Raw genomic sequence first — 11,894 nt, 5'->3', positions numbered from 1 at the left:
TTACACCCTCTTCTTTTTTAATTTAAGTAATACTTTGCTCAAGCTTTCTTCCGTAAGATCCTCTGCATCAGCAAAATCTGATACCGTAAAAGCAGACTCTGTTGTTGGTTTATTTATAAGTTGACGAAGATGCCTCAACATACCATCTGCTATCAATTGAATTTTTAATTTAGAAAACTGTTCTCTACTATACATCCAAACAAAATGTAACTTTTCATCTTTCACCATTCCGATAACATCAATTAGATGAGATGGTTTGGAATCTGGAGCATGATCTAAAAATGTAAATCCTGTCTCTTGCATAAACAAAGATTCCCTTGAGAAAACCTGATCAAATTGGCCCAAATAGTTAAAACTTATTGAAGGCTTTTGCTGATAAAACGGAAGTAATCCTTTATTCAAGTAACGTAAAATACCATAGTCAACTCCGCGATTTGGGATTCGACGCAATTGTTCTTTGACAGACTTTAATCCTTCAATAGGTGTTTGAGTTCCTTGAAAATTGAGATGAACGGGATAAATACTCGTGAACCAGCCCACTGTCCTTGATAAATCAATACCTTCAATTACCTCTTCTCTTCCGTGTCCTTCTAGATGAATAGAAACGGTTTGCTGATTTGTACAATCGACGATAGCTTGTCCTAATGCCGTTAATAGTACCTCATCAATCCTTGTCTTATGAGTTACTGGAACTTCGTGTAACAATTCATGTGTTTCTTCTATTCCTAAAGTCCTCGTCACTTGATCAATCGATTCCTCTGTCGTTTCTTGTATTGGATAGTCCATTGGAATTTTCATCGTTTCTTTTTCTACTTGTTGATTCCAATAATTTTGTACTTCTTTTGAAATACCCGAATCACTGTATGTCTGGAGTCGTTCAGACCACTCTTTAAAAGATGTACTTTTCGCAGGTAAGCGAACTTCTTGACCTTGTTTCATCTGGTTATATACCACCTGTAAATCTTCCAATAGAATCCTCCATGATACTCCATCTACTACTAAATGATGAATCACCCAGAATATTCGATCATTTCCAGTCAAGTTATCTTCAAAGTACACTACTCTCATTAACGGACCAGTAACTAAATTGAAACTAGCTTGATTAATGTTCATTTCTTCTTGTATTATTGTATTCCACTCTTTTTCATTAACTTGATTCCGTTTTACAACATGGAGTACTGACAGCTCATCAGTCTCTTCATTTCTCTGCCTCCACGTTCCGTTTGGTAACTGTTCGTACCGGAAACGTAAAGCATCATGATGTTTGAGTAAATTTAATATCGCTCCCTCTAGTAATTTCACATCCAATCTTTCTTTTACTCTTAAAAGCATTGATTGATTCCAATGCTCTGTATGTGGATGTTCTTGCTCGAAGAACCAGCACTGAATTGGAGTAAGAGGCACATCACCTATCACAATTCCCTGCTCCGCTTGTACTCCCTGCGTTTCTATAGCCACTTGTGCCAGCTCAGCGATAGTTGGGCATTCAAACATTTGCTTTGGAGTAAGTTTTAACCCCACTTGACTTGCTTGAGATATGATTTGAATACTGAGAATCGAGTCGCCACCAATTTCAAAGAAATTATCATAGATTCCCACCTTTTTAACACCTAATACTCGCTTCCAAATGGTAGTCAGTATCTGTTCGTTACTATTCCGAGGGCCAACACATTCACTATTAATCTGCTTTTCCTCCGGCATAGGTAAGGCCTCACGATCAACTTTACCGTTAGCTGTAAGTGGAATAGCTTCCATCGCCACAAATCCCGAAGGAACCATATAACTTGGTAGTTTCGCTTTAAGATACTCTCTCCACCCATCTACATTTCCATCTCCTACAACATATGCTACTAATCTTTTATCGCCCGGCTGATCTTCTCTTACAATTACAACTGCCTCTTTTACATATACATATGTATGTAAAGTAGACTCAATTTCCCCAATTTCAATTCTGAAACCACGTATTTTAACCTGATAATCAATTCTTCCACGATAATCTAGATTCCCATCTGGCAAATACCTCGCTAAGTCTCCTGTCCGGTATAATCTTGCTTTCGGATCACTACTAAATGGATGAGATATAAAACGCTCTGCTGTTAATTCAGGTCTATTTAAATATCCACGTGCCAATCCTGCTCCACCAATATAAAGTTCACCATCAACACCTATAGGAACAGGTTGTTGATAAGCGTCTAGTATATACACTTCTAAATCGGGAATCCGCTTTCCAATATTACTTCTTGAAGCATGCTGCACATCATCTAGAGTAATTGGATAATATGTAACATGAACTGTAGTTTCTGTAATTCCATACATATTAATTAACTGTGGGTTTTTCTCACCATACCTTTGAAACCACGGTAACAAGCTAATAGGTTCTAATGCTTCTCCGCCAAATATTACGTAACGTAGCTGCAAATTTTTATTCTTATCTTCTTGTTCACACACTCGTATTAATTGTCGAAATGCGGAAGGTGTCTGATTTAGAACTGTGACTTCTTCCTCCACTAATAATTGATAAAAATCCTTAGGTGATCGACTAATCCAGTACGGAACAACAACTAATTTTCCACCATATAATAATGCTCCCCAAATTTCCCATACTGAGAAATCAAATGCATACGAATGAAAAAGCGTCCAAGTATCTTTTTCATTAAACTGATACCAACAATCCGTTGATTTAAATAACCGAATGACATTGTGATGCTCTATCATAACGCCCTTTGGATTTCCCGTTGATCCCGAAGTATAGATTACATATGCCAGATTTTTGGGACCGACATTAGAAAGCGGCAAAGTCTTACTTTCTTTCCCAATCTCATCTTGATCACGATCCAGGCAAATCGACTCAACATTTTCTGGTAACCATTTCAATTCTTTTAAACTTTCTTGCGTCACGAATAACTGAATGCTAGCATCTTCTAAAATATATTGAAGTCGCTGCTCTGGATATGTTGGATCGAGTGGAACATAAGCCCCACCAGCCTTCAAAACCCCTAAAATACCTACAATCATTTCGAGGGAACGTTCAACGCATATTCCAACTAAAGTATCAGGTCCTACTCCCTTTTTCTGCAAATAATGAGCTAACTGGTTTGCACGTTCATTAAGCTCCTTATAAGTAATTTTTTCTTGTTCATACGTAACTGCAATAGTATTTGGATAAATCATCGCTTGCTGTTCGAATATTTCATGAATAGTTACTTGAGGTGGGACATTCAGTTTAGGATTGTTGAACTCAACTAAACTTATTCTTTTATCTTCCTCAGAAATGATTTCTATTTCAGCTACCTTCTGCTTTGGTTTTTCAAAAGTGTTTTCCATTATCGCTAACATCACGTTAAAAAACCGTTTTATCTCTTCCTTAGAAAATAGCTCCTCACGATAATCAATATGTACATGTAAAGAGTCAATATCAATTAGATTTTCAATATGCACTGCAAAATCTTGTACCTCTTCATGGTTTGGAATCCATAGTGAGTCACCACTTTCATCGCGATCCCTATAATCAATCGTAGTTCCGAAAAGTCTCACATTACTATTATTCTCTTTATTAATCTGCTTTAACAACAAATCAAATGGATATTTCTGGTGCCTCAATAATTTGCTTTGTTTTCTGGACACCCTGCTAATAAATGAAAGTACTTCTTCTTCTGGATCAATATCCATTCTTAAAGGAACTGTACTCACCATCATTCCAATCAATTTTCGTTCCATTTTAGTCATACGATTGCCGTAAGCCATTCCTAAACCAATATCAAGCGATGAAGTCCACCGATACATGGACAACGAGAAAGCAGCAACAAAAAAAGTGTATAAACTAATTTTGTAATCTTCAGAAAATTTTTCTATCTTTCTCTTCAAATGCTCCGTTAATATAAATGTCTCACGTGATGCTTTAGTGCTAACTTGGTACGTATTATAGGGCTTCAATCCAGTCACAGATGGCAGTGTTTTAAATTCCTCTAACCAGAATTTTTGATCTTTTTGAAAGCGACTACTATTCAAGTATGTTTGTTCATTGGTCAGGAATTGAACATATGAATTTTTAATTTCGCCTTCCTCATTCTCGTTATGCATTTCATAATAATATTTTGCAATTTGCTCAGTAAATATTTGAATTGATAAACCATCCATAATAATATGATGAACATTTCCAAAGACTGCACATTCATTATCGTTTAATTTTATTAAAGCGAAATAGTATAAATCTGAATTAAATAATGTAAACGTGTCTTTTGTTTTCTGCTCAATCCATTCCTCAAGCAAATTTGTATTCTCCACATTACTGAAATCAAAAAACTCAAATTCTTGTTCTTCATGTTTAATAAAATATTGTTTCGGTTCCTGATGCCCATTTTCTTTTAACCTAATGCACAGACCGTCATTTTCACTGATAACGCGATTCACAACTTGGTTTAATTTTGAATAATTCATTTTCCGATGAAGTTTAAATAAAAATCTTAAATTACATATTCCTTTATCAGAATGAATAACTTCTGTATACCATATTCTTCGCTGCGGATGGCTTAATCGATAACATTCCTCATTGGTCATAAAAATCTCCCCTTCAAAAATTATTCGCTCTTATAGGTTCGTGTTTATGTTTAGCCCATAAATATTTCTGCAGTGAAACTCCAATTAATCCAATAATAACAAGCCCAATCCCTCCATAAACATAGAGTTGAGTTACTCCAAACAAATGCACTAATGGGCCACTCATAGCAGGAGAAATAATTAGAACTGCGTTTGTTAAACTGCTTTGTATACCAAATACTCTTCCTACTTGATCTTGGTCGGATTCTATTTGTAAAATGACTTGATTAGATACAAGCATCAGCCCACTTCCGATACCAGCGATAAAACTAATTAAATAGGCTAAAACGAAGACCGTACCGGGCGTTATCAAACCAATCCCCCCAAAACCAATTCCCATTAAAACCATACCTCCACATACTACCCAGCCATATTGAAATTGTTTTAATTTCTGAGTTAGTAGTGCACCAAGTATTCCGCCAAGACCAATAATAGAAATGATATATCCCATTTTACTTTTATCATGTGGGAATAAGCTCTTAAATAAAGTTGGGAATTGTGAGTCGACTAATTGTAATACTGCCATGGCTATTGTAACGAAAATCATGGTTGATAATATTATCCGATTAGATAACACATAACCCCACCCTTGTACCCAAGCGGTCCAAGTACTTTGTTTTTGCTTTTCAACAAATTCTTTCGATATAGTTTCTTTAAATTTTATTGTGGGTATGAGAACTAAGGTAGCTAATAAACAACTTATAGCTCTTATAATGAGGCAGAACTCTGGTTGAAACCAGCTCAGCAACATGCCCCCTATAAGTGGACCTACTATCTTGGTACCCTGCTCTACTATTCCGTTGATACTTACTGCTTTAGTAAGTAAGTCCGGGGATACAATCTGTCTTGTTAGTGTTTGCTGTGCAGGATAATAGAAAACAATAAAAATGGAACGAATCATTAATGCCACTAAGAGCCAGTGGATATCTTGTACAAATAAAAGAGCAATTGTTATTAGACCAACCATTAGATTACAGAACATCATAATTGGAATTTTTCTAAAACGATCTGCAATAACACCTGCCCATGAGCCAAAAATAATTCCAGGAAGTGCATATGCAACAGGGATCAATCCAATCATAGTAGGATCTACTTCCCATTCAAACCCAACTATAGTCATAATCGCTAACATATCAATAAAAACACCAAGCATAAGCAATGAATAAGCAGAGAAAACTTGTAAATAAACCCTATTTCCTAATAGGCCTTTTGAATCAGTAGTTTTCATAAAAGCAAGCTCCTTAGGTTACTAATATAAACGCTTTTGCGTATAAGGTACCCCTTTATTAAACCTAATTAATCATTATAAAGATTTCACCTAGAATGTAACTTCGTCAAAACCTAGACTAATCTCAAGGTTTAGTTTATTTTAAATAGTCAGATAAATTTAGGCGCACCTATTTCTTCGTATTTATATCAACTGTTACAACATAGACCTTTACCTTACACTAAAAAACAGCTAAACATTACCTTAATATAACCATTTATAGTTGTTTGCACATTCAATTCACATCCTTTTTAAAGTTGGCTTTTTTCTATCTCAAATACTATCACACAAATATTTCACCTACTATATTCATAAAGTTGAAATATTTGAATCAGAAAATTCGGATAAAAAAAACAACCCACAAATCATACCAAACAATTATTTAGTTATATTGTCAGTTTATAGATGGCTTTAGCCATAAGGATATCAAAAATTAAGTTTCTTAATTTTATTAACATAATAGTTTAAAGAGACTATAAATCCTACTAAACAAAAAGATAAATATACAATAAAGTATATTTATCTTTTCTTATCCTACATATTTTCTATGCAAATTAATTCCAATAACTAAAATTGATAATAAAAATATAATACTACCAATTACTAATGTACTCATAACAGAATTGAATAATATAGTATTAATACTTCTGCACCTACTACCTATTTTATTTATTAGATATTTACACTTCAAAAAAATTACAAATTATTCACAATTAGGATACACACCCAAAATATGATTTGAATATGTTATTATATTTTAAGATAATATAAAATCAGTTTTTCTATAAGAGAACTTAATTTTTATGTAGTACGAAATTGTTAGTACTACAGTATATATTTAAATTTAGTTATAAAAACGTTTAAAGACCACCTATTTCCATAAGTGATCTTTCTTTGTAATTCTACATTTATGCACTACTGTAGAAATATATCGTAGATACGCTTTGTATGCTAAATTTCTAGTTCTCTCCATTTACTAAAAAACATAGCTTAGCACAATTAATATCATATTCGTTAAATTGCAAACTATTATTTTGTCTTCTGTACAGACAAACTACTAAAAATCAAATCAGCAACTTTTACATATCCTTTTGAGTTTGGATGAATTAAATCCTTAGACCAAAGCGTATTGTCATTAACTAAATGATGATTCCAAAAATCAACATGATGAAACTTATATTCTCTGCTCAGTGAACGTATAACTTCATTTGCCTCTAATAATTGTTCTTTTATTACTTGTTTTTTTTCAGAAGCAAAAGGAAGCCTAACTGTAAAATCAGGAAGGTTTGCTATAATAATATCAGCCCCTGCTTTACTTAATGAATCTATCATAAATTCCATATCGTTCTTATATGCATCATGATTCCAACGTCCTTTTAAAACATCGTTTGCCCCTGCAATGAGACTAACCAAATCTGGATTAAAAGTTAACGCCTTTTCCAATTGCTGCGAGCGAATTTCTTTAGTTACTAAGCCACGCTTTGCCAAATTAGCATATTTTATATCGTTTTCACACAGTTGAACAAAATGATCTATCCAGCTTTTTAATGCAATTCCCTCAACTTCATCCCCTATCCCCTCTGTAAAACTATCACCAATTGCTACAAATCGCTTCCACATATGTATTCCCCCTTTATTATTAACCATATCTATACTATACAATAGCTCACACCGTAATTGTTATTTCTAAGTGGTTTTCGATTTCAATTATATTCCACTTTATTATATTTACATTTAGAATCCAAAATTGACCGATTCCTAAGTATACTTAGGAATCGGTCATATTCGTATATTTACTAAAGAAATAAAATTTCTCTAGGAATTATACTTTTTTCAAAAAATTGGTTGTTCTTTGTTTTGCCCAGTTGATACATTTCTTTTCGATTAAATGATATGAAACTATAGAAAAAAGTAGTGTCATTGCAATGCATAAAGTAAGAAGGAAAAAGATAGGTATCTTTGTATACAAAAGTTTAAATAGTACCATCATGATTGGAAAATGACACAAATAGATACTGTATGAAATTTCTCCTAAATATACAAATACACTCTTATTTAAAAATGCTTTTACTTTTAGGTTACTCATAGCCATTATAATAAATATACCAACCCCCATTACGACACCCCAATCTTTTAATAAGAAAGTAGTATCATTACGGGAAAAACCATAAATTAAAATGGAATATAAATACAGAATAATCCCTAATGCAATAAGAAATCCTTTTTTAAATTTTTTCATATTCCTATATGAGTAGATAAGTTTTTCCTGATACTTAAAAAGTAACATTCCAACCATAAACATAGATGTAAAATGCAGTGTATCAGCATAACCATTATAAAATCCTTCAGCTTTCCCAATATACAACACATTAAGAAAAACACTAATTAAAGAAAAGCTCAAAGCAAATAGTATCGTTTTCTTCCAATTCAATTTATAAAAAAGAAGGAATAACAAAGGAAACACAATAGATATACGCATTTCTTGAGCCAATGACCAAATAACTGGATTATAATTTTCCGTAAAAAAGTTATTAAGAAGCACAAAGTGGTTTAGAATATCTAATTTTGTTATAGACCCTTGCCACCTATCATAGAACCAATCCCGTAGTCCTACCACTTCATACGACGAAAATAAAATAAATAAAACAAAGGAAACAATTATCCAAAAATAATAAGGAATATAGATTCTTACAAATCTCTTAATTAAATATCCCCAATAATTTGTTTTTGAATGATAAAGTGCCATCGATAACACAAAACCACTTAGTACATAAAAAACGATAACAGCTTCCCCACCCGCCCATAAAAACCTAAGCGGGGAAAATTTAATAGAATTAGGCAACGATGGTAGCATTAAACAAAAATGTCCAAATACCACAGTAAGTGCCGCTAACCCTCGTATGGAATCTAATTCTTTTATTCTCTTACTCATAAAATGTTCTCCTTGTAAATTGTAGATTTTGCTTTTCATAAAGGCCACTATGCGAATATAGTGAGAGAACTGTACACATCGTTTCTTTAAATTCCTAATATAAGCAGTAAAAAGTTAATTTGACCTCCATTTCTTTATATACATAATTTAAAACAAAATATTTAATACAAAGAAAAGATTTTATTAAATTTTTATAAAGTGAAACTTTAATGGGTGGTTTTTCATCATGTAACTTTATTAAACTAACCTTGCACCAGAATCCTTTAAATCGAAAGATTCATAATAAACGCCATCCCTTCTGTATATTTCTACAAAAAGAATAGCGTTTTTGGAGTATATGGATACAAATTTATTTTAGCTTAATAGAAATACAAAAAGTTCCGAAGGACCAAATTTGAAAAGTAATACAATCTTTCATTCCAAACTATCCACATAAGAATCTATAATACTTTGAAACCTTTTGTTTCAAACTAATATTTAGTTGTATCCTATAAAATTAGCTTTTTACTATATCAATCGCACTATCCCACATACCACTAAAAAAAGATCCAGTTTTACGTATAAAACGTGTAAACCAATTTGCTTGTTCCACATCAGATTTTGTTACAAGGTCTATTTGTAATGAATTACCTGATAAGAACCCAGGATCGGTATTATCTTTAGGCGAGATAATTATTTTACTAATTGTTACACCTTTTTTAATAGGCGCTTCAGGTTCTTTATTTGATACTTTAAATTCTTTTTTATAACCGTCTTTGTTTCCCTTCCGCATTGGAAGTGAAACAGCTTGCTTCGTTTGAACTACTACATCTTTCTCTTTTGCATTTGCTACTCGTACCGTTTCATGTCCTTTTACTACTGAATCTTTTCCGTAGACATTCTTCACTTCAAAATTCGCAAATCCATAATCGTATAATTTCTTTGTTTCATCAAAGCGTGCCGTATGAGATTTTGCTTTTATCACTACAGAAATTAGGCGCATACCATTTCTTTCTACTGTACCAGTGAAACAATCTCCCGCTTCTGGAGTCGTTCCTGTTTTCAAACCATCTACACCTTCATATTGCTTAATTAAACCTTTTAACATCCAGTTAAAGTTCGCCATATCAATTGGATATTTACCACCCTCTTGGAATGTTTTTTTAGGAATTTTTGCTGTATTCAATATTTGGGGAAAATCTTGAATAAGACGTTGTGCTAAAATTGCACAATCCCTTGCAGACATTTTATTTTTCTCATCTAGAGTTGTCCCTTCTAGGTGATATCCTTTTAAATCTTGATTTGTTAAGCCTGTAGAGTTTACAAATTTATAATCTTTCATTCCAAACTCTTTCGACTTATCGTTCATCATTTTTACAAAATTGCCCTCTTTACCAGCAATCTCTTCAACTAAAGCAATTGTTGCACCATTTGCAGAATAAATTGCCATTGCCTCATATAACTCTTTTACCGTATAAGAGCCACCATTTTCTAATGGAACATTTGATAATGAACGATCTTGCGAAATCTTATGTGCATATTCAGAAATTTTAACTTTTTGATCCCATTTAAGTTTTCCTTTATCTACCGCTTCATGAACTAAGTATTCGCTCATCATTTTTGTCATACTAGCAATTGCCAATGATTCATCTGCATTTTTTTGATATAAAATTTTTCCGGAATTTGCTTCTATTAAAATTGCTGATCCTGCTTCAACGTCTATAGCAGAAACTGTTTCCGCTGCTGCTCTTCCAAATGTAACGAACATACTAAAAAATAGTGTAAGCACTGTTACTATTGCAATAAATCTCTTGCAAAACATACCTTTCACTTCTGTTACCTCCAATATCTTTGTACTCAAAAAAGCGTTATTCTAACATAATCTCAAAAAAAATAGACAGTGTTCTCAAATTGTATATACATATTAAACGTTAGGATTGCTTTCATATAGACCATCTCATCTGACACTTTTAGGTGCCCTGATACTTTGTATTCCCACGCATATCCTTATTTTTAATCCCCTTATATTTTTTAAAATGATTCGCACTTTCATATTTTTTAGGATTACAATTAATAGACAATCTACATAATACATTTGTTCCACATTTACAAAAAATAAAGTGAAACTTTAATCAGTGGGGGTTTTGTTCATCCCCACTAATTATTAACCCTCACCAATCGGGATTTTAATTATTCAATTGAGCTATTTGCTAGACTTATATTAGAGATAAATTTTCTTTAGTCTAAACCATTAGTTTTTTGTAATAAAAAAACTACACCCAATACTGAATGTAGTTTTTCTAACTAACTAATTTATTTATTTTTTACTTCATTTTTATAAAAAGCAAATAATGGTTCGATGGATGGACTAGATAACAGCGGAATTGCCTTCTCGATCAATTTCCTATCCCAATCAAACCAACGCATTTCCATTAACATGTTTATTTCTGTATCAGTGAATCGTTTCTTTATTTCCTTAGCAGGATTTCCACCAACTATTGTATACGGCGGAACATCTTTACTTACGACAGATCCTGCAGCAACAATTGCACCTTCACCAATAGTAACGCCAGGCATTATTATAGCATTCATTCCAATCCAAGCATCACTTTTAATGACTGTATCGCCCTTAGTTTCATATGATTGTTCAATTTGCTCAGCGAATGGATATACTGTAATCCATTCTGAGTGATGATTATGGTTACCACCCATTAAAATGACTACTCCACTTGCAATGCAAACATAATTCCCAATAATGAGTTTATCAAGATGCCATCCCATCTGTTCAATTGGATTAAACAGTGCTTGTGACTTAGCATCCCCCCACAAATACCTTACACAACCATCTTCAAAATTTTGATGACCATAATACCCTGAATAATAGGAGTACTCTCCTACTTCAATGAGTGGATTTGTTACTATATCTTTTATATATTTTGTTTCTGACCAATGATTAAATAATGGATGCTTCATAACTTTATTCCTCGCTTCTAAGTATTATATATTTTGCTATTTACTTAGAAGCTTACTACGACTGCTACATTTTTTAGCTTTCTCAAACGACGAATCATTATCTTCAAGCCTTTCTTTTATAATAGAAAAAGCATAACGCAATACATT

Annotated in this window: 6 protein-coding genes; all 6 read right to left on the bottom strand. The window is 32.9% G+C overall.

The window, feature by feature from the left end:
• The 6 genes from BCG9842_RS11630 to BCG9842_RS11605 all read right to left on the bottom strand — a co-directional run bounded on the left by BCG9842_RS11630 (nt 1) and on the right by BCG9842_RS11605 (nt 11,747).
• Nucleotides 1-4,557: a non-ribosomal peptide synthetase gene (locus tag BCG9842_RS11630; RefSeq protein WP_000180455.1), complete on the bottom strand. Its 4,557-nt coding sequence runs from the start codon at nt 4,555-4,557 to the stop codon at nt 1-3.
• A gap of 13 nt (nt 4,558-4,570) precedes the next feature.
• The gene (locus BCG9842_RS11625) at nt 4,571-5,824 is read right to left on the bottom strand and encodes an MFS transporter (protein WP_000858612.1); all 1,254 of its coding nucleotides are present in this window, start codon (nt 5,822-5,824) and stop codon (nt 4,571-4,573) included.
• A 1,068-nt stretch (nt 5,825-6,892) separates the two neighbouring features.
• Nucleotides 6,893-7,483: an SGNH/GDSL hydrolase family protein gene (locus BCG9842_RS11620; RefSeq protein ID WP_000265867.1), complete on the bottom strand. Its 591-nt coding sequence runs from the start codon at nt 7,481-7,483 to the stop codon at nt 6,893-6,895.
• Between the two features lie 202 nt (nt 7,484-7,685).
• Nucleotides 7,686-8,834: an acyltransferase family protein gene (locus tag BCG9842_RS11615; protein WP_003282126.1), complete on the bottom strand. Its 1,149-nt coding sequence runs from the start codon at nt 8,832-8,834 to the stop codon at nt 7,686-7,688.
• Between the two features lie 457 nt (nt 8,835-9,291).
• The gene (locus tag BCG9842_RS11610) at nt 9,292-10,605 is read right to left on the bottom strand and encodes a D-alanyl-D-alanine carboxypeptidase family protein (RefSeq protein ID WP_000677657.1); all 1,314 of its coding nucleotides are present in this window, start codon (nt 10,603-10,605) and stop codon (nt 9,292-9,294) included.
• Between the two features lie 482 nt (nt 10,606-11,087).
• Nucleotides 11,088-11,747, bottom strand: coding sequence for a CatB-related O-acetyltransferase (locus tag BCG9842_RS11605; RefSeq protein WP_000682536.1), 660 nt, complete (start codon nt 11,745-11,747; stop codon nt 11,088-11,090).
• Between the last annotated feature and the right edge of the window lie 147 nt (nt 11,748-11,894).

Origin of the sequence: Bacillus cereus G9842 (assembly GCF_000021305.1) — a bacterium.
In the GTDB taxonomy this organism is placed as follows: domain Bacteria; phylum Bacillota; class Bacilli; order Bacillales; family Bacillaceae_G; genus Bacillus_A; species Bacillus_A thuringiensis_S.
This window is presented reverse-complemented; position numbering and strand designations above follow the sequence as displayed.